At 51.1% G+C, this 20,039-nt stretch carries 16 protein-coding genes; 15 read left to right on the top strand and 1 reads right to left on the bottom strand.

The window, feature by feature from the left end; translation table 11 throughout:
• The first annotated feature begins 94 nt into the window (after nt 1–94).
• Nucleotides 95–2,677, top strand: coding sequence for an efflux RND transporter permease subunit (locus tag ACJJIY_RS00780; RefSeq protein WP_445358901.1), 2,583 nt, complete (start codon nt 95–97; stop codon nt 2,675–2,677).
• A 72-nt stretch (nt 2,678–2,749) separates the two neighbouring features.
• Here the strand turns inward: ACJJIY_RS00780 and ACJJIY_RS00775 are convergent, their stop codons facing one another.
• Entirely contained in the window at nt 2,750–3,031 is a 282-nt protein-coding gene (locus ACJJIY_RS00775) for a peptidylprolyl isomerase (protein WP_282931463.1), read from the bottom strand.
• Between the two features lie 194 nt (nt 3,032–3,225).
• On the opposite strand from ACJJIY_RS00775, the gene ACJJIY_RS00770 reads away from it, so the two are divergent.
• From ACJJIY_RS00770 to ACJJIY_RS00705, 14 genes are all read left to right on the top strand, one after another.
• On the top strand, nt 3,226–3,801 hold the full coding sequence (locus ACJJIY_RS00770) for an LON peptidase substrate-binding domain-containing protein (protein ID WP_445358900.1): 576 nt from the start codon (nt 3,226–3,228) through the stop codon (nt 3,799–3,801).
• A 150-nt stretch (nt 3,802–3,951) separates the two neighbouring features.
• Complete coding sequence (locus ACJJIY_RS00765) at nt 3,952–5,181, top strand: glutamate-5-semialdehyde dehydrogenase (RefSeq protein ID WP_445359685.1); 1,230 nt, start codon at nt 3,952–3,954, stop codon at nt 5,179–5,181.
• A gap of 48 nt (nt 5,182–5,229) precedes the next feature.
• The gene (gene nadD, locus ACJJIY_RS00760) at nt 5,230–5,913 is read left to right on the top strand and encodes a nicotinate-nucleotide adenylyltransferase (protein WP_445358899.1); all 684 of its coding nucleotides are present in this window, start codon (nt 5,230–5,232) and stop codon (nt 5,911–5,913) included.
• A complete protein-coding gene (gene rsfS, locus ACJJIY_RS00755; RefSeq protein ID WP_413663146.1) occupies nt 5,910–6,287 on the top strand; it encodes a ribosome silencing factor in 378 nt (125 codons plus the stop codon). Before nadD ends, rsfS begins: the two co-directional genes overlap by 4 nt.
• A 5-nt stretch (nt 6,288–6,292) precedes the next feature.
• On the top strand, nt 6,293–6,769 hold the full coding sequence (gene rlmH / locus ACJJIY_RS00750) for a 23S rRNA (pseudouridine(1915)-N(3))-methyltransferase RlmH (protein WP_444896240.1): 477 nt from the start codon (nt 6,293–6,295) through the stop codon (nt 6,767–6,769).
• Between the two features lie 120 nt (nt 6,770–6,889).
• Nucleotides 6,890–8,785 carry a penicillin-binding protein 2 gene (mrdA, locus tag ACJJIY_RS00745; protein WP_413663144.1) on the top strand — a complete coding sequence of 632 codons (1,896 nt, stop codon included), beginning with the start codon at nt 6,890–6,892 and terminating at the stop codon, nt 8,783–8,785.
• Nucleotides 8,778–9,923, top strand: a complete 1,146-nt coding sequence (gene rodA, locus ACJJIY_RS00740; RefSeq protein WP_413663143.1) for a rod shape-determining protein RodA — start codon at nt 8,778–8,780, stop codon at nt 9,921–9,923. Before mrdA ends, rodA begins: the two co-directional genes overlap by 8 nt.
• Nucleotides 9,924–9,965: 42 nt before the next feature.
• Nucleotides 9,966–10,976, top strand: a complete 1,011-nt coding sequence (gene mltB, locus ACJJIY_RS00735) for a lytic murein transglycosylase B (protein ID WP_413663142.1) — start codon at nt 9,966–9,968, stop codon at nt 10,974–10,976.
• Nucleotides 10,977–11,123: 147 nt separating this feature from the next.
• Nucleotides 11,124–11,999, top strand: a complete 876-nt coding sequence (locus ACJJIY_RS00730; RefSeq protein WP_282931471.1) for a septal ring lytic transglycosylase RlpA family protein — start codon at nt 11,124–11,126, stop codon at nt 11,997–11,999.
• Nucleotides 12,000–12,248: 249 nt separating this feature from the next.
• Entirely contained in the window at nt 12,249–13,394 is a 1,146-nt protein-coding gene (locus ACJJIY_RS00725; protein WP_445355782.1) for a D-alanyl-D-alanine carboxypeptidase family protein, read from the top strand.
• Nucleotides 13,395–13,561: 167 nt separating this feature from the next.
• Complete coding sequence (locus ACJJIY_RS00720) at nt 13,562–13,843, top strand: HP0495 family protein (protein WP_444896242.1); 282 nt, start codon at nt 13,562–13,564, stop codon at nt 13,841–13,843.
• Nucleotides 13,843–14,544 (top strand): lipoyl(octanoyl) transferase LipB, encoded by a 702-nt coding sequence (lipB, locus tag ACJJIY_RS00715; protein WP_444896243.1) that lies wholly within the window; start codon nt 13,843–13,845, stop codon nt 14,542–14,544. Before ACJJIY_RS00720 ends, lipB begins: the two co-directional genes overlap by 1 nt.
• Nucleotides 14,537–15,520, top strand: coding sequence for a lipoyl synthase (lipA, locus tag ACJJIY_RS00710; RefSeq protein ID WP_282931475.1), 984 nt, complete (start codon nt 14,537–14,539; stop codon nt 15,518–15,520). Before lipB ends, lipA begins: the two co-directional genes overlap by 8 nt.
• A 1,879-nt stretch (nt 15,521–17,399) precedes the next feature.
• Nucleotides 17,400–19,355: a BamB-related PQQ repeat family beta-propellar protein gene (locus ACJJIY_RS00705; RefSeq protein ID WP_445358898.1), complete on the top strand. Its 1,956-nt coding sequence runs from the start codon at nt 17,400–17,402 to the stop codon at nt 19,353–19,355.
• The last annotated feature ends 684 nt before the right edge of the window (nt 19,356–20,039 follow it).

Genomic DNA, 20,039 nt, shown 5'->3' with positions numbered 1-20,039 from the left:
GTGGCAAATTTAAGGTTTGCTAATTCATCGCATAGGCGAACAATATGCGCGCCGCAATGCGGCCAGTTTTTAGTTTGGAAAGAAGCGGAAATTTATGCTGTCAGCTTTACAGAAGTCTTATGAATACTTGGTGACCAAGCGGCCCGCTGCGGTGTTGGTGGTTATTGGCCTGTTAACCCTGCTGGCAGCCCTCGGATTGTCCCGCCTGAAGATCGACGCCTCCGCCGATTCCCTCACTCTGGAAGCTGATAAGTCCCTGGATTATTTCCGCGAGATTTCCGAGCGCTATGCCAGTGGTGACTTCCTGGTCGTCACTTACCGCTCCAAGACTGGGGACCTGTTCAGTGATGAGTCCCTGGAAACCCTGGGCAAGTTGCGGGATGAATTGGCCAAGGTAGATGGTGTGTCCAGTGTGCAGAGCATTCTCGATGTCCCACTGCTGTATAGCCCCAAGCTGGTTCTCACTGATATCAGCGATGAGGTGCGTACGCTCGCCAGGCCCGATGTCGACCGGGATATGGCCCGGCAAGAGTTCCTCTCAAGCCCGATTTATCGGGAGTTGATTCTGAGCCCGGACGGGCAGACGACGGCCATACTGGCGAACCTGAAACTGGATAGCCGCGGCATCGAGATGGTGCGCGAGCGGGATGCTTTACGCAGCAAGCGCAATACAGAGGGGCTGACTCCAGAAGAGGCCGTTCGCCTTGAGGAGATCAGCGCGGTCTATCTGGCCCACCGTACTGAGCAAGAGAAAATTGCCCACCAGCGCGTCGATACCGTGCGCGCAATTCTGGCTGGCTACAACGGCGAAGCTGAGCTGTTCCTCGGTGGTGTCACCATGATTACCGCCGATATGATTTCGTTTATTAAAAGCGACCTGCTGGTATTCGGTGTGGGGATCCTCGCTTTTATTGTGATTACCCTGTTGCTGATTTTCCGTCAGCCGCGCTGGGTGCTGTTGCCGCTGATGACTTGTGTTACCACTGCGGTGGTGATGCTGGGGCTACTCGGCTGGCTGGATTGGCGACTGACAGTGATCTCAGCCAACTTTGTCGCACTGCTGTTAATTATAACCTTGGCAATTACCATCCACCTGGCGGTGCGCTACAGGGAATATATTGCCCAGAACCCGGATTGGGATCTTGAAAAGCTGGTATTGCAGACAGTGCGCTTTATGGCCAAGCCCTGCCTGTATACCGCACTAACCACCATCGTGGCTTTTGTGTCTCTGGTGGTGAGCGGCATTCGCCCGGTTATCGATTTTGGCTGGATGATGACGATGGGTGTGACTGTGGCTCTGCTGCTGTCGTTCCTGATTATTCCCAGTTTCCTGATGGTGCTGCCGAAGCGTGTGGGCAGTGTGAGTGCAGATAACTCCCACGCATTTACCCTGCAGTTTTCCCGCTTTGCCGAGCGCCACAAGTTTGTGGTGCTAGGTATTTCACTGCTGGCAGCCGTCGTGAGTGTGGTGGGCATATCCCAGCTGAAAGTGGAAAACCGCTTTATCGATTACTTCGATGATTCCACGGAAATTTATCAGGGCATGCTGGTGATTGACCGCCGCCTGGGTGGCACTGTGACCCTGGATATTATCTTGGATCAGCCCGAGGAGCAGGAGGCAGCTTTCGAGGGAGAAGAAGATCCGTTTGCGATGGAAGCAGAGGAAGATCCCTTCGCTGTAGAAGAGGACCCCTTTGCCTCCGATGATCCATTTGGCGGTGAAGAGGAGTCAGTGGAGCAGAGCTACTGGTTTACGGTTGCCGGTTTGGCAAAGCTGGAGCAGCTGCATGATTACCTGGAGGAGCAGCCGGAGATAGGCAAGGTTCAATCTCTGGCGACCCTGTATAAAGTTGCCGTGGATCTGAATGGCGGTCCCCTCAATGACTTTGAGCTGGCGGTGGCCAATACCAGCCTGCCGGCCGAAATTCGCTCCGTTTTGGTAGCCCCCTATTTATCTGTGGAGAACAACCAGGCTCGTATCACCCTGCGAGTGATGGAGACAGACCCCACCCTGCGTCGCGATGAGCTGATCCAGCGTATCTACAACTACGCTCACAATGAGATGGGCATAGCTCCAGAGAATGTTCATCAGACCGGCCTGTTGGTGCTGTACAACAATATGTTACAGAGCCTGTTTAAGTCCCAGATCCTGACCCTGGGTGCCGTCTTTGTCGGAATCCTGCTGATGTTCCTGGTGCTATTCCGCTCTCTGTGGATTGCTCTGATTGCACTGGTGCCAAATATGCTGGCGGCCTGTGTGGTACTTGGTGGTATGGGGCTCGCGGGTATTCCGCTGGATATGATGACCATCACTATCGCCGCGATTACCGTGGGTATCGGGGTGGACCATGCGATTCACTACCTGTATCGCTTCCGCGCGGAGTTTGCTAAAGATGGCAATTATCTGGCGACCATGCATCGCAGCCATGCGACGATTGGTCGTGCCATGTTCTACACGGCGATCACGATTATTGTCGGTTTCTCAATTTTGGCGCTGTCGAAGTTTGTTCCGTCGATCTATTTCGGTCTCCTCACCGCGCTGGCGATGTCCGCCGCACTGTTGGGTTCCCTGACACTTCTGCCCCTGTTGCTGGTGATGTTCAAGCCCCTCGGTCGTCAAAGGCAAGCTGATAAAGTTGAGCCCGAGGCACCGATGCAGGAGGCGCCCAGCGCCTGAATCGAAGAAATTTGAAATATAAAAAAGCCGGGATAACCCCGGCTTTTTTTATGTCTGCTCAACAGTCGGGACTCAGTCCTGGCGGCTGGTAATTTCCAGCAGGTGGTAGCCAAACTGGGTTTTGACTGGGCCATGCACCTTGTGCAGCTCTTCGGAAAATACGACCTTGTCAAATTCGGGAACCATCATTCCCTTGCTGAAAGAGCCCAGGTCACCGCCGGAACGGCTAGAGGGGCACTGGGAGTACTGCTCGGCAATTTTACCGAAGTCAGCGCCGTTCTCGATTTGCTGTTTCAGGTCCTGGCACTGCTGTTCATTTTCAACCAGGATATGGCGAGCGGTTGCTGTAGGCATGAAAAATCTCCGTTTGGTCAATTTACCGCAGCAGCTTAAAGGCTGGGTGTTGGGCTTGCCAGCGACAATTACCGCAAAGTGGAAAAACTTGCTCCCAATCCAACCGGTTGGCGGTAAAAAGTCTCTTAACCTGCCGCAGAGTTCCCTAGGGCGATGTTATCTTTAGGGTACACAAAAAATAATGAGTGATGACTTTGCAACAGATACCCCTTTTTCCCCTGAGTGTCCCTCTATACCCCGGCGTGACTTTGCCCCTGCGGATTTTTGAGCAGCGCTATATTCACCTTGTCAGTGAGTCCATGAAAACCAATAGCGGCTTCGGCATTGTTTTGATTCGCTCCGGGGGCGAAGTGGGGCGCGCTTCAGTATGGCCTCTCGGTGTTTATGTCGACATCGTGGATTGGGGGCAGGGTGAGGGAGGGCTGCTAAATGTGGAGGTTAAAGGTCGGCGTCGCTTTCGCATTGTCCACACCCGTCGCGCAGAAGATGACCTGCTTCTGGGGGAGGTGGAATGGATACCAGATGAAGATGAAAAGCCGATTCCGGCGGATTGCGATGGTCTTCTGTCGGTATTGGAGGAGTTGAAGGAGCGGGCACAGACGCTATCACTTAAATTTGAGCCGGTGGAGTCTGCGGACTCACTTTCCTGGCAATTGGCTCAGCTTCTGCCATTGGAGGATAAGGTTCGCACCGATCTGCTGGCGGTAGAAGATCCTCTTATGCGACTTGCTACTATCGCCGAGAACCTGGACCGTTGGACGCGGGAATAGCTAGATACAAAGCTGTGCGGCCCGGTAATCGGCACTTTAAACCGGGTCTCGCTGGGTTATACTGCGCGGCCGACCGGATTTTGCACGGAGAGCCAAGTGACCGCCACAGACACCGCTGATCAGCAATCCACTCGCGCCAAGCTCGAACAAATGGGGCGCGCCGCCCGTACCGCCGCCAAACAGATAGCTGCCGCGGATACCTCCACCAAGAATAATGCTCTCAAAGCCATCGCTGCCCAACTGGAGACTCAGCGGGTGTCTCTACTGAAGGCCAATGCATTGGATATGCAGGCGGGTCGCGAGCGCGGCTTAGATGCGGCTCTTCTGGATCGTCTGGAGCTTAACGATGCCCGCATCGATGGCATGATCGAGGGCTTGGTGCAGGTGGCAGAGCTGCCCGACCCGGTGGGAGAAGTTGAAGATTTACGCTATCGCCCCAGCGGTATTCAAGTGGGCAAAATGCGTGTGCCCCTAGGGGTGGTGGGCATTATTTATGAGTCCAGGCCCAATGTGACCATTGATGCAGCGAGCCTGTGCTTAAAATCCGGCAATGCCACAATTTTGCGTGGAGGCAGTGAAGCGCTGCACTCGAACAAGGCAATTGCCACCTGTATTACCGCTGGCTTGCGAGAAGCGGGTTTACCGGAAACGGCGGTGCAGGTTGTCGATACCACCGATCGAGCAGCGGTGGGTGCCCTGATTACTATGCCGGAATATGTGGATGTGATTGTACCCAGGGGTGGAACCGGCCTGATTGAAAGGGTCAGTCGCGAAGCCCGGGTGCCGGTGATCAAACACCTACACGGTGTTTGTCATGTGTATATCGATGATCGGGCTGACCTGGACAAAGCTTTCGATATCGCCCTCAATGCCAAGACCCATCGCTATGGTGTTTGTAACGCCATCGAAACACTTTTAGTTGCCGAGATGGTTGCGGCGGATATACTGCCGCGCTTGGCTGGTGCCTACGAAGACAAAGGGGTTGAATTGCGCGGTTGTGACCGGACCCGTGAAATCATTGCTCACTGTGTAGCGGCGACAGAAGATGACTGGAGTGAGGAATACCTTGCCCCGGTTCTCGCTGTGCGTGTTGTTGCGGATATGGAAGCGGCTATGGACCATATTGCCTGTTACGGATCCGGCCACACCGAGGCAATTGTCACCCAGGATTACAGTCGCAGCCGCCGTTTTATGAGTGCTGTGGATGCCAGCTCAGTGATGATTAATGCCTCAACCCGCTTTGCTGACGGTTTCGAGTACGGCTTGGGGGCGGAAATTGGTATCAGTACTGATAAAATCCACGCCCGCGGCCCGGTTGGCCTGGAAGGGCTCACTTCGCAAAAATGGATTGTGTTCGGAGATGGCCATATCCGGCAATAAGCACTTTTCCCTTTGGGGCAGCGAGTGCGGGGGGTACGAGAAATAATTGTGGCGAGCAAAAGGCATAAGTTGGCCCTGTTTGGCGGAACCTTTGATCCGATTCATCTCGGCCATTTGCGCATGGCGCTGGAGCTGCGCCAGGTGCTCGAATTTGATGAAATGCGCCTGCTACCCAGCCACCAGCCTGCCCACCGGCAGACGCCAGGTGTATCGTCCCGCCAGCGTAGCGAAATGCTGGCTCTGGCGCTTGAGGGGTGTGATGAGCTCACCCTGGATGAGCGAGAACTCCATCGTGGCGGAGCTACTTATACGGTAGATACCCTGGAGGAGCTGCGCAGTGAACTGGGAGGTGAAGCCTCCATCAGTTTCTGCATGGGATTGGACTCCCTATTGAGTCTGCACCGCTGGCACCGCTGGGAGCGCCTCTTGGAGCTGGCACATCTGGTGGTGGTAACACGGCCGGGCTGGCACCTGCCAGATCGCGATAGCGAAGAGCATGGCCCTCTGGCAGAACTGCTGGAGAATCATCGGGGCACGGTTGCAGACTTGCATACACGAGCATGTGGTTGCCTGCTGTTGCGGGAGCAGACCATGTTGCCGATTTCCGCGACGCAAATTCGCGAATTAATTAAAAGTGGCCAGTCGCCACGCTATTTGCTGCCCGCAACTGTGTTGCAGTACATAGAAGATCATCGACTTTATACAGAGGTTGCTTCAGGCGACCCGCAATGAATCAAGGTGTTATGACAAATATTAAAGATATCGCTCTCAATGCGCTGGAAGATTTGAAAGGTAAGGATATTGTTTCCCTGGATGTTTCCGGGCTTTCAGATGTAATGGACAATCTGCTGATCTGTACTGGTACTTCCAGCCGCCAGGTTAAGTCTCTGGCAGAGAACGTTGTAGACGAGCTGAAAAAAGAAGGTATTCGTCCCATTGGTGTTGAAGGTGTCGACCAGGGCGAGTGGGTATTAGTCGACTACGGTGACTTGGTTGTTCACGTGATGCTCGCAGATGTTCGCGGTTTCTACGACCTGGAAAAACTCTGGTCTATGACTCCGAATACCCGTGACGATGCCGATGGCAGTGATCCGCACCAGGGTTAATTGCTGTGAAAATCCGCATTCTTGCCGCCGGTGGAAAAATGCCGGCTTGGGTGCAGGAGGGCTACGCCGAGTACGCTAAGCGCCTGCCCCGGGAAATTGCTCTGGAAATGGTGGAAATTCCACTCGGCCAACGAGGCCAAAAGAGCTCTGCTGCCCTGATTGAAAAAGCGCGAAAAAAAGAGGGCGAGGCGATGCTCGCCGCTTTGGGACCGCGGGATCACGTGGTAGCGCTCGATGTGAAAGGCAAGCCCTGGAGTACTGAGCAGTTGTCGGCGCAATTAAGTGATTGGCAAATGCTCGGGGAAAATATCAGCCTGTTAATTGGCGGGCCCGACGGTTTATCCGAAGATTGCCTCGCCCGTGCACGCCAGCGCTGGTCTCTGTCCCCACTGACCTTGCCGCACCCGCTGGTGAGGGTGGTTCTGGCTGAACAAATTTATCGCGCCTGGACATTATTGGCCGGCCATCCCTACCACAAATAAAATATTTGCGATAAGTCGCGGAGAGATTTGCCGACTCGGTTCTCTCTCCTGACTCGCCCTGTGTTAATGTAGGGAATTAGATTTTTTGCACGCCAGTCAAAAACCATCGAATAAATTCTGATGCCGCACGATTACCATCTCAAGGACCCCCATACCGAGCAGCGATTGTTTCGCAATCGTATGTTGGTGGCGCTTGTGGGGGTTATCTTTTTATTGGGTGTTCTCGTTGCGCGTTTCTACAACCTCCAGGTGGTTAATTACGAAGACTACCGCACTCAATCTGATGAGAACCGTATCCAGGTGCGCCCGGTCGCGCCGACCCGCGGATTGATCTATGACCGCAACGGCATTTTGCTAGCCGATAACCGCGCCAGTTATAACTTGTCGATTGTTCGCGAGCGCGTTCGCGATATGGATGCCACGTTAGAGCTGATCGGTAACCTGGTGCGACTCGATGAAAATGATGTCACCAAATTCCAGAAACGCCTCAAGCGCCGGCGCCCCTATGAGCCAGTGCCTCTCCGATTTCGATTGAACGAAGATGAAATCGCACGGATCAGTGTTAATCAATTCCGTATGCCTGGGGTGTCAGTGGAGGCGGAGTTAGTGCGTTACTACTCCCTCGGGGATCTATTTGCCCACAGTGTGGGCTATGTGGGGCGAATCAGTGACCGCGACCTGAGTAACTTTACCGAGGATGATGTGCGCCGCTATCGCGGTACCCGCAGCATCGGTAAGGTCGGGTTGGAACGCTCCTACGAGGATCTCCTGCTCGGAGAGGTCGGTTATGAAAATGTCGAAATTAATGCTCGTGGCCGGGTTTTACGAGTACTGGAGCGCCGGGACCCCAAACCGGGCTCGGATCTGGTGCTCAACCTGGATGCTCAGCTGCAACAAGTCGCCTCTGATGCCCTGGGAGATCGCCGCGGTGCAGTAGTTGCGATCGATGTAAATAGCGGTGGTGTGTTGGCGTTTGTCAGCAAGCCGTCCTTCGACCCCAACTTGTTTGTGACCGGCATCAGCTTTGCCGACTATCGCGCCCTCAGCGATTCTCTCGATGTGCCCCTGTTTAATCGGGCGGTGCAGGGGCAGTATCCACCGGGCTCGACTCTAAAGCCGTTGATGGGGCTGGGTGGACTCCAGGCGGGCATTATTACCCGAGAGAGTACAGTCAAGGACCCCGGCTTTTACAAGCTGCCCAACGATCCGCGCATCTACCGCGACCACGTGCGCTGGGGGCACGGTGAGAAAGTGGATCTGATACAGGCCATGGCGCAGAGCTGTGACGTCTACTTTTGGGATATGGCGCACCGCTGGGATATCGATGATATGCACAGCATCGCCTCTCATTTTGGCTTGGGCAGCAAGACAGGGATTGATCTGCCCATGGAGCGCTCTGGACTATTTCCTTCCCGAGACTGGAAGCGCGGCGCCCGCGGAATGCCCTGGTTCCCCGGTGACAGTTTGAATGCGGTGCTGGGGCAGGGCTTTGTGTTGGCGACGCCACTGCAGCTTGCAGTAATGACTGCCACGATTGCCAATCGCGGTACCCACTACCGCCCGCAGATGGTCAAGTCGATCAACGGGGTGGAACAACCTCCCGAGATACTGCACAACCTCGAGGCCCGCCCTGATCACTGGGATTTGGTATTCGAGGGAATGGAGGCTGTAGTCAACCACCGTACCGGTACCGGGAAACGGGCAGGTAAAGATCTGGACTTCCGCGTGGCGGGTAAGTCCGGTACCGCTCAGGTGGTCGGTATTGCCCAGGGGGAGCGCTATGACTCAGAGGCCCTGCAAGAGCGCCACCGAGACCACGCCCTGTTTGTGGCCTTCGCGCCTGTGGATAACCCCCGTATCGCTGTTTCGGTATTAGTCGAAAATGGTGAGGGCGGCGGCAAGGTCGCTGCTCCGGTGGCAAGAGAGCTATTTGCGGAGTGGATGTCACGCCCGCAGTTGGAACCGCAGAAGACGGCGGATACCACTTATTTGAGCGAGGGGGCTGGCAATGGCTAGTCGCGATTTCTCCCACCGTTTGTCAGATGCCCACGGCAGTCTGCGCAAGCCGGTCAGTCTCTCACGCCGCCTGCATATTGATATACCGCTACTGGTACTGTTGTTGGTGTTGGCCGCTGTAGGACTTGGAGTGCTGTACAGCGCTTCTGGCGGTGATATGAACTATGTGCGGCGCCAGTCAATTTTTATGTGCGTGGCCTTTGTGGGCATGTTTATCGTTGCGCAAATCCCCCTGGATTTTTATCGGCGCTGGTCCCCCTGGGCCTATTTGGCCGGTTGTGCGCTATTGGTTGGGGTATTGTTCTTTGGCACCAAGGCGATGGGGGCGCAGCGCTGGTTGGAGATAGGCGGGTTTCGCTTCCAGCCATCGGAAGTGATGAAGCTCGGTGTCCCCATGGCAGTGGCAGCTTACCTGCATCAACGCCGTTTGCCGCCATCACTGACCACAGTGATTGGAGCTTTGGCAATTGTGGCGATTCCCGCAGCTCTTATCGTACGGCAACCGGATTTGGGGACTTCGATCCTGATTGCGGCGTCCGGTCTTTTTGCCCTGTATCTAGCGGGGTTGAGTTGGAAGATGATCAGTGCCGCGGCAATGGCGCTGTTGGTTGCTGCCTATCCAATTTGGCACTGGGGGCTCCACGATTACCAGCGGCAGCGAATTTTGACCCTGCTCAACCCAGATGATGACCGTTTTGGTGCTGGTTGGAATATATTTAACTCCAAAGCGGCTATCGGCTCCGGTGGTGTTTACGGCAAAGGCTACCTGCAGGGAACCCAGTCACAGCTCGATTTCCTGCCGGAGAGCCATACCGATTTTATTATCGCGGTACTGTCGGAGGAGTGGGGCATGCGCGGCGCCCTGTTGCTGCTTTTGCTATATGTACTGATTATCGCCCGTGGCATTTACATCAGCTTTATGGCCCAGCACGTATTTGGCCGATTGTTGGCGGGGAGTATTACCCTCACTTTTTTTGTCTATGTATTTGTAAACATTGGTATGGTTACAGGATTGTTGCCGGTAGTTGGGGTGCCTTTGCCTGTGATTAGTTACGGCGGGACATCCTTGATTACATTGATGGCCGGATTTGGCTTGTTGATGGCTGTTGGCACTGAGCGGCGCAGAGTTCACTTTTGAGGAACACTGCATAGGGACAATAACCGGATTTAGAGACGCGAGATGAAGACAGGAGCGGTCGTTTTGAAGTGGACCTCGGGATTATTAATCGGGATGGGACTGGCCCTCGCCGCCTGTGCGCAGGAACCGGGTCACGGAAATAATAAACAAGCGCAAGAATTCGTAGATTATATGGTGGAAGAGCACGATTTTAATCGCGAAGAAATGCAGACTCTGATGCGTGAGGCCAAGCGCAAAGATTCCATCCTAAAGGCGATCAAACGGCCAGCTGAGAAAGCCAAGCCCTGGCACGAATATCGCAAAATGTTTCTCACCCCGCAGAGCATTGCCGGTGGGGTAGACTTTTGGGATCAAAATGCCGAGGCCCTGGCTGAGGCTGAAAAGAAATACGGTGTACCGGCAGAGATGATTGTTGCCATCATCGGAATTGAAACCCGATACGGCGGTAATATGGGCGGCTACCGGGTTTTGGATGCACTTTCCACGCTGGCATTTAACTACCCCCGTCGCTCTGCGTTTTTTACCAAAGAGTTAGAAAACTACCTTCTGCTGACTCGTGAGCAGGATATGGACCCCTTGGCTCTCAAGGGCTCTTATGCTGGGGCTATGGGCTACGGCCAATTCATGCCTTCAAGCTACCGCTCTTATGCGGTGGACTTCAGCGACGATGGCAAGGCGGATATATGGAACAACCCTACCGATGCGATCGGCAGTGTGGCTAACTATTTCGTTAAACATGGATGGAAGCCCGGTGAACCGGTCGCGGTACTGGCCAGCCCCCGCCCGAATGCGGACATGACAATCGTCAACGATACTCTGCAGCCGCAGTGGACCGTTGGAGAATTGGCGGACAAAGGCTTTAACGCTACTAGCCAGGTGGCTCCGGAAATGCCGGCCAACGTATTCTCCCTGCAAACTGAGCAGGGAAAACAGTATTGGCTCGGTTTGAATAATTTCGCGACTATCACCCGCTATAACCGCAGTCGCCTTTACGCTATGGCCGTCAATGACCTGGCCCAAGAGATTGTTAAAGCGAGAGGCGGCAAGTCTTAAGGCGGCTTCAGTCCCGCAGCTAAATTTAACCCAAATGGAGGGAACCATTTGGGTTTTTAGTGTTCATATTTTTCTATTTTATTTAGCAGTTCCAGATAATAGCGGCTTGGAGACGGCAGCAATAAGTTGTCGCGCGCCGGGGGGATTATGTTTCAGTGCAAAGCGCGTTGGGGAGTGGCCCTGGCGGTCCTGATATTAGCGGCCTGTAGTGGCCCGCAGCCAAAACCACAGAAAACCGAAAACACCAAGCAACCGGACTTTAATAGCATCAAGGATAGTGGCCCTGCTGCTCCGGTAAATATGCAAGCAGCCCCTGAGCCGATCCCTGTCCGCGAGCCGATCGGCGACGCCGGCAATAAATCCCCTTATAAGGTCAACGGTGTCACGTATCGTGTACGCAATGACGTCAAGGGCTATAAAGAGGTGGGGCAGGCTTCCTGGTATGGAACAAAATTCCACGGCCGACGCACTGCAAATGGCGAGGTCTACAATATGTATGCCATGTCTGCTGCCCATAAAACGCTACCACTGCCCAGCTATGCCAAGGTCACCAATCTCGACAATGGCCGCAGTATTATCGTGCGGGTAAACGATCGGGGGCCCTTTGTGCACGGGCGCATCATCGACCTCAGTTATACTGCTGCGCAAAAGCTCGGATACATTGATAAAGGCATTGCTCGGGTTGAGGTAGAGGCTCTGGACCCGGCCGCGTTGCCGGCCGCCAATGAAGTGCTGGCCAATAGTGATGGCACCGCTGGTTTGGCGGAAGATACAACTATCAAGTTGCCCGACAATACCTATCTGCAAGTTGGTGCTTATAGCAGTTCCGCGCAGGCCCAGGAAATTCGCACCCAATTGGCAGCGGCCATTGACTATCCTGTTGCTGTTAGTTCTGTTCAGAGTGGCGGCAAGACTTATTATCGAGTTCGAATTGGCCCACTCACCCAGCAGAGAGCTTTGGCAACAGCGCGGGAAACTGTTGAGCAAAAGCAATTTGGACAGCCACAAGTAGTTTACGAATAGTGTTGTGGGCTTTTGGGTATCAATAGGGAAAGGTGATATCTGCCTTAAATGATTGTGACTGATGCTATCGGTGTCAGTCATTTGAATACCCGTTCACAAAATAGTGCGCATTGACGCGTTTTTTCTTGTATTTTGTAATTTTGTAATGATAGGCGGCGTTTGGTGACAAGCTCTAGTGCCGCTGATTAACCTTGTAGATTTCGTTGCAGGTTAAGCCAACGAAAACGAGGAATGACGAGACATATACCTATGATCACACGGATTATCGCCTGTTCTTTCCTGTTGTTATGTGCGGGCCTGGCCCAGGCGCAATCTCTTATCCCTGCACCGCCTCAATTGGCGGCGAAGTCTTACCTGCTCTTAGATGCCAATACCGGTCAGGTCCTGGTTGAGCACGAGGCGGATACTCCGGTACCGCCGGCAAGCCTTACCAAGATGATGACGGCTTATATCGTTTCTGAGGAGATCCTTAAGGGGAGCATCAAAGAAAACGATATGGTTCGTATCTCTGAAAAGGCCTGGCGCAAGGGTGGCTCCAAGATGTTTGTCAAAGTGGGTGACCAGGTGCCGGTTATCGACTTGATGCGCGGTGTGATTATTCAATCCGGTAACGATGCGAGTATTGCCCTTGCAGAACACGTCTCCGGTAGTGAAGAGGTCTTTGCCGAAGTTATGAACCAGCAGGCAGAGCTGCTGGGAATGGAAGATACTAACTTCGTCAACGCCACCGGCTGGCCTGCAGAGGGGCATGTAACGACTGCCCATGACCTGGGTGTACTGGCGCGCGCGCTGATAATGGACCACCCAGAGCATTACGATATTTATTCCGAGAAGTATTTCAGCTACTCCGGCATTAACCAGCCCAACCGCAATCGTTTGCTGTGGCGCGATTCCTCTGTAGACGGAATTAAGACCGGCCATACGGAAGAAGCAGGGTACTGCCTGGTAGCTTCTGCAATGAAGCGCGGCATGCGCCTGGTTGCTATTGTTGTCGGCACCGACAGTGATGAGAAACGCGCCTCTGAGACCCAAAAACTGCTCGCCTACGGCTTCCGCTACTACCAAACCCATAAGGTATATGGTCAGGGTGAAGAGTTGCAGACGGAGCGTGTCTGGGGTGGTGAAGAGCCCAGCGTGGGTATTGCCGTAGCTAAAGATGTATTCGTTACCATCCCCCGAGGCGGTGAGGAAGGCATTAAGGCCGACCTGATTGTGGATGGCGAGCTGGAAGCGCCTGTGCAGAAGGGCCAGCCAGTGGGTAAAGTTGTTGTGACCCTGGATGGTGAGACTGTCGCCGATGTTAAAGCCGTTGCTGCCGAAGATGTGGAGCGTGCCGGTTTCTTCAAACGCATGTGGGACTCCATCAAGCGCTTTGTAATGGGCTTTTTTAGCTAATTGCTGATTTAGGGGTGGGAATGATTCCCATCCCTGTCCATCCCTCCCCACTCTCTGTCCACTTCCCCTTTTGCTCACTGTCCACTGCTGTTTAGCCGCTGTATAATCGCCGCCCGGCTGTGCCTAAGCTTTTCTCAATATCTAACAGCCCGGCCCCGGAGAGTGGTATGAGTCAAGATCCCAATCAAAAAGCCCCGAAAATTGAATTTCCCTGCGAAGACTACATGGTCAAGGTCGTGCGTGATGCCAATGATGAGGCGCACGAATTTGTACTGAATGTGATGCGTCGCCATGCCCCCGGCCTGGATGAAGAGCGCGTTACCTTGCGTGACAGTAGTACTGGTAAATTCACCTCAATGACTTTCTTTATCCTCGCCACTGGTGAGGAGCAGCTCAAAGCATTATTTGAAGAACTGAAACAGCACCCCGCTGTGCATATGGTGCTCTGATGACCATTGTTCGCGATCTTGCGCGGCGAGATTACAAGAGTGTCTGGCAGGCTATGTCGCGCTATACCGATAGTCGCGATGGCGAAAGTGTCGACGAGATCTGGTGTGTAGAGCACGAACCGGTTTTCACCCAGGGGCAGGCAGGCAAAGCCGAGCACCTGCTGAATACCGGTGATATACCCGTGGTTCAGGTGGATCGTGGGGGACAGGTGACTTATCACGGCCCCGGCCAGTTGGTGGTGTACCCATTGCTGGACCTGCGTAGAGCAAAAATCGGCGTGCGTGATCTGGTCACTGCCCTGGAGACTGCCACGGTGGCAATGCTGGAAACTTTTGGTGTTGCAGCGGCACCCAGGGGCGATGCGCCGGGGGTCTACCTCACTGAAGGCCCACGTGCGGGAAGTAAGATTGCCTCTATCGGATTGCGAGTTCGGCGGGGGTGCAGTTTCCACGGTATCGCCATCAATATCGATATGGATCTGGCTCCATTCCTGCGGATCAACCCCTGTGGCTATGCGGGGATGCAGATGGTGCAGATGGCAGAAATATTGGAACCAACCCCGAGTTGGAGCCAGGTCGCCGAGATTTTTGTACGCGAGCTGCTCCACACTCTTCAGTTGCCCGACGCCCAGTGGCAACCCATTGATGAAAAAGTATTTGCGCAGCTGAGCGCAGAACAGCAGGAATTAAGTAATGGCTGATAAACCCGACCTGGTGCCCGTTAAGCGCACTCGCCGCCTCCAGCAGGGGGAGAAACTTCGCGATGGCGATAAGGTAGAGCGTATCCCGGTGAAGGTAATTGCCAGCGATAACCTGCTGCGTAAGCCTGACTGGATTCGCGTAAAGGTTCCCGCTTCAAAAGAAGTGGATCGCATCAAAAATATTCTCCGCTCACAAAAACTGTCAACGGTTTGTGAAGAGGCGAGCTGCCCTAATTTGGGAGAGTGCTTTAGTGGCGGTACCGCGACATTTATGATCATGGGTGAAATCTGTACCCGTCGCTGTCCTTTCTGCGACGTAGGCCACGGTAAGCCCAATCCACTGGACCCGGAAGAGCCTAAGAACCTGGCGGATGCCATTGCTGCAATGAGTTTGCGCTATGTGGTAATCACCTCTGTTGACCGGGATGACTTGCGCGATGGTGGCGCCGAGCATTTTGCCAATTGTATTCGTGAATCGAGAGCGCAATCCCCGAACCTGCAAGTGGAAATTCTCACTCCGGATTTCCGCGGCCGTATGGATGTAGCGCTGGACATTCTGGAGAAAGAAGCTCCGGATGTGTTTAACCACAATTTGGAAACTGTGCCACGCCTGTATAAAGAGTCTCGTCCCGGTGCCAATTACAAGTGGTCTTTAAAGCTGCTGCAGGAATACAAAAAGCGTCGCCCTGACGTACTGACCAAGTCCGGGTTGATGGTTGGCCTGGGTGAGGAGAAAGAGGAAATTTTCCAGGTAATGGACGATATGCGCGAGCATGATATCGATATGCTTACGATCGGCCAGTATCTGCAACCGAGTAAAGAACACTTGCCGGTGCAGCGCTACGTCCACCCGGATGAGTTTGAAGAGTATCGCCGCTACGCTGAGCAAATCGGCTTTAAACACGCGGCCTGTGGTCCCTTAGTACGTTCTTCTTACCATGCTGATAAGCAGGCTCATGGAGAGAAAGTGGGTTAAGCCGGCGGAATAAGTTGATTTGTTAAGGGTGCTTTCAAGCACCCTTTTTTGTCATTCTCCCCAGATCATATGTAAATACGAACCCGAACTGCCCGCTCGTAAAGATATTCAGTTGCTAATCGCTGGGGCTAATGTCAGCCCAACCCTAGGAGAGTGTGTGATGAAAGCTCCTAGCTAGACTCTAGAGATGCTGCGAAAAATCATATACTGAAAAATTCTGGTGATACATGGATCTCGTTGTATTCTTCACAAGATCCCAAATTACTCCAAACAAAATTTATATTCTTTTGGGCTATTTTAGCTGTAAGCAAAGTTGAGTAGGCCCGAGTTACTTGGATTTCGTCAGGGAAATCAACTTTGCACCAATTTTGGGAGCAGGTCTTATTTGTTTGAAAGTATACACCTCCATTTTTATGGGTTATCAATCGTGTAACTTGCTCGGTACAGTTAATTGCGGCATTTCCAGTTAGAGAAAGTAAGCCAAGCACAATGATTAAGGTGAATTTATAAAAGGTTAGAGTTTTCATGGGGAATATACTCATTTTTTATAATGTTAATTTAAGTGGGCGGAGCTTTGAGGTGTGAAAGCTATTATTTAAATCCAGCCCCCTTTAAATGTGTGTTGTGTTATGACTTGCCCTTGGGTGTTTTTCGGAAGCCTAGCATGGTTTCCTTGGGTAATTAAATCAATATATCAATCTGTATTGTGGATAGGGGAGTTGCTGTTTTATAAAAATGTAATTTGTACTATAGATCCAGTATTCATCCTTATTCGTGATGACTGTCATAATCTGAGATGGGATCCTAGTTGGTAGAAGTGTTTGCTTAATTACCGCTAACTTTAAGTTAGTTTCGAGTAACCTTTTGGGATGTTGGTAATCTCTGTATAGGGAGTAAGTAAGTTCGGTGATGGATACCGGTAAACCTATTTTTTCCATATTGAGACTCCGTTTAAAAGTACTGAGTATTCTTTAAGCCGCAAAGTGATCTGCTCGCCTGCTAGCTCTCAGATTGCTGTGGGGGCTAGGATTCTACTGCTTACAGGATCTTCGATCCGAGCATCTGGTCTATGTAATGACGTTAAGGGGTGGGAGGGTATCCGGGGTGGCCCTGCTACTATCGCAAAGGTGTTCTTTGTGCAGCTGAAAAGCGAATAGTTCCTGAGAGACTCTAATATAAAGAGCTGTATATATCATTAGCGTCTCCTTTTCTGATATTTTCGGGAATTCTGCATCAAAGCTTGCATCTCGTGCGATCATTCCGGAAGTAGATATCGTCGGGTTCAATAAAATCGGGCAGCTTGGACTGGTAATCCGGTTCTATTGTTTTCCATCGGGATTTCTGTTTTCTTCGTTAGTCATATTGAAATGAATGCCTAGATGAAAGTAGGCTCCATGCAAAAATGCTACGAATCTATTGATGGGCGGAAGTTCTGTGAAGTAAAAAGTCTTGTGAGGGGTAATCGGCGCTTTGTTTTGATTTGTGCATTGTTACTTCATTTTGCGGTGGGTTAGGTTGTAATATTTGACGTGCACATACTAAAGGTAGAAAAACCAGTGAGTCAGCGCCATGGGTGTAGGGAGTTGAAGTGCGAATCATACTGTGTTGCCTCACATATTAACGGAGCTTTTATATTTACATTCTGATGAATATTTCTTAGCAAGGAGGGGACGATTTTGGGAGGCTCAGAGCGTGAAAACACCCCTTGTTTAGGGTGCTTGTAATGGTTAAAAAATATCTGGGCTTGAACAAGATTAAGGCGTATGGTAATTTCCCGAAAAATTTACGTCTCGATTTTGTTGTATTTCATGGCTAAGGGATAGGAATTGGATAAATTCCCCTCCAAAAACGGAGGTTCGGCCATGATAAGGATTTAACAATGGTTGTGCTCTCTTCTAAAGTCCTGAGGTTATTTGGGGCTTTTTCCGTTCGAGTTTCCCTGTTTTTTGTACTCCCTATTTTGGCAGCCTCGACGCTTGCAGAAGACAGTGCCAGCCTTGTCTTTGATTCACCAAGTGATGATGAATATGTATCTAGCCGATTTCCTGTATTTAAGTTAAGGCTTGAAAACGCTGGTGATCTTGATGATTTATCCGTTGTTTTTGGGGATAAATCCTTGCCTACAAATGTATGCACCTTTGAGAAGTCTAGTGGTATAGCTTACTGCACGCTATCCGTGAGTCTAGATAATGGTTGGCAAGAGGTTTCGGCGCTTCTTTACAGTGGTAATTCTCTTGTCGCTCAAGCAAGTATATCTGTAGCGGTTGATTTAGATGAAGATGGAATCCCTGATCACCTGGATCAGTGTGGAAATACAGTAGAAAAAGAAAAAGTAAATCTTAATGGATGCTCCCCTATTCAGCTGGATAGCGATGGTGATGGAGTCTCCAATGTTGACGAGTTCTTACAAATTCTTCCAGCGATAAATATGCTTCTGTCCTCTTCTCCGGCAGTTGTTATTGAAGAGCCTCAACCTTTGGATAGTGCAATTGAGGATGGGCTTACATTTGAATCTCCCGCACATAAATCCCTAGTAAAAAGTGGCAAGCCTTCTGTCCGTCTACGTGCAAATATTTCAGAGAGCACTGCTGGCGCTCACCTCTCTATATTGGTAGATGGTGTAGATACAGGAAGTTGTAACTTTGATGATGTTACTGCGTTAGGAACTTGTGAGCTCTCACAGCCTTTGCTAGAGGGTTGGCATCGTCTAGATGCGCACCTTTTACGTGGTGACAGTAAGCTTGCTAGTGCTGCTATATCAATAGCATTGGACACTGATGAAGACGGAATACCTAATCATGAAGATTATTGTTCAAATACCCCTCTAAGTGAAACTGTAGATGGCTCGGGGTGTGGGGCATCACAAATTGATTCAGATTCAGATGGTATTGTAGATGTTATTGAGCTAGAAGCTGGCAGTAACCCTTATAGTCGCCACAGTTACCCGGCGGTAATTATCCAATCATTTTCAACGCTACCTGAACAAATTTCTAGGGCTGGAGATAGTGCAGGCCTCAGTTGGTCCGTTAGTGGTGCAACAAGTGTTGTATTAAGAAATAGTGCTGATGATACTACGATAAACCGCTTACCATTAATTGGAACTGCAAGAGTTTCTCCACAGGCTGCGACTACTTACACCCTGAAGGCAATAGGCCCGGGGGGAACCAAAAGCTCTCAAGTGGAGATCTCTATTGTTTCCGATAAGCGAGAAAATCAATGGGGAATTTCACCTCTAGATCAAATTGGTGAGGCTGTCAGTTCTTCCCTCACTCTAACTGATGATGGTGGTGTTTTCCTTGGTGCATTTGACGGAAACTACTACCGATTCACCTCTAGTGGCAATCTTGCCTGGGTGATGGAAGATGTTGGTATTGTGATGAATAAAGCAGCTGTTTCCGATAGCACAGTATATATCGGAACTAACAGTGCTTCTGGGGGTAGAGTTTTGGCGTTAAGCTCTAAAAAGGAAGTACTTTGGGATGAGATGACTCAAGCCGGTGTTGTTGCCAGTCCTGTATTAAACCAAACCAAAAGTATTTTATATGTTGCCACTTATAATGGCACTATCTTAGGTTTCAATACCGAAAATGGGACTTTGATTTGGAGCTTTAAACTTCCAGAGGGTGAAACTATTAGTGCAACACCCATGCTAACCAGTAATGATGAAATACTTTACATCCATAGTAATAGTCACAAGATATTTGCTGTTCGCGTGAAACCTGAGAATGGAAGTCAGTCAGACGATACCCAGCAGATAATACTTGAACCAAACGATGGTACTAATAGTGGTGCTCCTCTCCTTTGGGAGAGCGATATAAGTTCTCCATCGAATTAACGATATTTCTTCTACCGAATAATCGTATCCCGATAATAAATAATTTCGCTGGTATATGTTTATATGCTAGCGAATCTCCCAGTGGAATAAGAACGCAAAACGATGTTAATGAAATTTCTTATAGGTTTTTCAGTAAGGATGTTGAAAGTCTACTTTTCTTTGCTCGTGCTTACATTGGGAGCGTATTCACAGGGGGCATGGTCTAGTTATCTTACCGTCTCTCCGTCTACAAGTAAGACGGGTGATCTGGAAGTGAGAGTAAATTATTATTCGGAACCCTGTAGTGGAAATTGTGTTGCGGTTATACACAATCTAACTGTTTATCATGATGGTAAGTACAAGGGAACTCTCGATAGTTTAGCAACTAGAACAGCGAGTAATGTGTATTCATTAAAAGTAGCTGAGGCTGGTTCGTGGAAGGTTAGATATGATTATTCCCAAAAAATCGGAGAAGAAGAATATCCTTGTGGTGGTGTGATAAATTATGATCTTGGTGGTACTCCAAACTTAATGCTCGGAGTACCAATGGCCAGTGCGCTTGTAAGTTCAAGAAGATGTTTCGCCACCTATTACACAACAAAGAAACTTATTCAAACTAAGACTGCTACAGTATCTGACCCTATAAGTAAGCCAGTATTTAAAAATCTACCAAATCAGGATGAGGCGGCAAATGGTGAATATAGT

The sequence above is a fragment of the Microbulbifer maximicatervae (SeqCode) genome, assembly GCF_052468155.1.
Note: the sequence above shows the minus strand (reverse complement) of the source record. Positions and strands in the feature narration are given on the sequence as shown.

What these genes read in the sequence shown, in the direction of transcription:
- mrdA (WP_413663144.1), top strand. Translation starts at nt 6,890, where the DNA reads ATGCCGCACGATTACCATCTCAAGGACCCCCATACCGAGCAGCGATTG.
- ACJJIY_RS00725 (WP_445355782.1), top strand. Translation starts at nt 12,249, where the DNA reads ATGATCACACGGATTATCGCCTGTTCTTTCCTGTTGTTATGTGCGGGC.
- rsfS (WP_413663146.1), top strand. Translation starts at nt 5,910, where the DNA reads ATGAATCAAGGTGTTATGACAAATATTAAAGATATCGCTCTCAATGCG.
- ACJJIY_RS00780 (WP_445358901.1), top strand. Translation starts at nt 95, where the DNA reads ATGCTGTCAGCTTTACAGAAGTCTTATGAATACTTGGTGACCAAGCGG.
- lipA (WP_282931475.1), top strand. Translation starts at nt 14,537, where the DNA reads ATGGCTGATAAACCCGACCTGGTGCCCGTTAAGCGCACTCGCCGCCTC.
- lipB (WP_444896243.1), top strand. Translation starts at nt 13,843, where the DNA reads ATGACCATTGTTCGCGATCTTGCGCGGCGAGATTACAAGAGTGTCTGG.
- ACJJIY_RS00765 (WP_445359685.1), top strand. Translation starts at nt 3,952, where the DNA reads ATGGGGCGCGCCGCCCGTACCGCCGCCAAACAGATAGCTGCCGCGGAT.
- rodA (WP_413663143.1), top strand. Translation starts at nt 8,778, where the DNA reads ATGGCTAGTCGCGATTTCTCCCACCGTTTGTCAGATGCCCACGGCAGT.
- ACJJIY_RS00720 (WP_444896242.1), top strand. Translation starts at nt 13,562, where the DNA reads ATGAGTCAAGATCCCAATCAAAAAGCCCCGAAAATTGAATTTCCCTGC.
- ACJJIY_RS00730 (WP_282931471.1), top strand. Translation starts at nt 11,124, where the DNA reads ATGTTTCAGTGCAAAGCGCGTTGGGGAGTGGCCCTGGCGGTCCTGATA.
- ACJJIY_RS00705 (WP_445358898.1), top strand. Translation starts at nt 17,400, where the DNA reads ATGGTTGTGCTCTCTTCTAAAGTCCTGAGGTTATTTGGGGCTTTTTCC.
- ACJJIY_RS00775 (WP_282931463.1), bottom strand. Translation starts at nt 3,031, where the DNA reads ATGCCTACAGCAACCGCTCGCCATATCCTGGTTGAAAATGAACAGCAG.
- mltB (WP_413663142.1), top strand. Translation starts at nt 9,966, where the DNA reads ATGAAGACAGGAGCGGTCGTTTTGAAGTGGACCTCGGGATTATTAATC.